Here is a 1,042-nt window from a genome sequence, read left to right as displayed (position 1 = left end):
TTTCATATTTGCGATTCTAAAATAATTTACCCATCCGAATATGACTTGTTTTAGTTTCAATATTCGATAATCTAACGGAATGCTCCAGTTTCGCTTTGTTAATTGTCGAAGTTTCCTATTAAATTTCTGCACTGACATTGGATGTGGTCTCACTTGATATTTCTTGTTTTTTGAATCGTAATAATATCCAAAACCCAAGAATTTCAAGTCCTTAGGACGAGCGATTTTACTCTTTTCTGCATTGACTATCAGCCCTAATTTCTTTTCTATAAACTTCACGACTGATTCCATCACTCTATTTGCAGCTTTCTCACTCTTCACGAAGATAAGAGCGTCATCCGCATATCTCACGAAATGGAGTCCTCTACTTTCTAGTTCCTTGTCCAGTTCATTCAACATTACGTTACTTAATAGTGGACTGAGGTTTCCTCCTTGCGGAGTTCCAATCGGTGTTTCTTCATATTTACCCTTTACCATGACCCCACTGACCAAGTATTTTCTTATTAAAGAAATGACATCTCCATCATCGATTGTATTGGATATGATTCGCATGAGTTTATCATGGTTGACTGTGTCGAAAAATCTTTCAAGGTCAATGTCCACTATCCAATCGTATCCATCATTCAGAAATTCGAGGCTTTTTATGATTGCCATCTCACAACTTCTATTTGGTCTAAAACCGTAACTGTATTCACTAAACTCTTTTTCAAATATCGGACTGAGTACCTGATGAATTGCCTGTTGAACAACTCTATCCACTACTGTTGGTATTCCTAGTTTGCGCATCTTTCCATTTTCTTTTGGGATCTCCACTCGTAAGGCAGCTTGTGGTTGGTATTTTCTAGTTCTGATGCGCTGACGTAGTTCATCCTTGTTCTCTTTCAGATACTGATTAAGTTCGTCGACCGTTATTCCATCGACCCCACTTGCACCTTTATTTCTATAGACACGTAAGTAGGCTTCATTCATATTTTGATTGCTTAGAATCTTTTCTAAAAGTTGCACACTCGTTTCTCCTTTTCCTCTCACGTAGTAAGTAATA

Annotated in this window: 1 protein-coding gene; it reads right to left on the bottom strand. The window is 37.4% G+C overall.

Annotation, left to right across the window (positions count from 1 at the left end; genetic code table 11):
* Positions 1-1,005, bottom strand: a 1,005-nt coding sequence (gene ltrA / locus CD29_RS19260) for a group II intron reverse transcriptase/maturase (RefSeq protein ID WP_036190712.1), incomplete at its 3' end; no start/stop codon positions are given.
* Positions 1,006-1,042: the final 37 nt, after the last annotated feature.

Source organism: Ureibacillus manganicus DSM 26584 (genome assembly GCF_000772945.1).
Taxonomy (GTDB): domain Bacteria; phylum Bacillota; class Bacilli; order Bacillales_A; family Planococcaceae; genus Ureibacillus; species Ureibacillus manganicus.
Note: the sequence above shows the minus strand (reverse complement) of the source record. Positions and strands in the feature narration are given on the sequence as shown.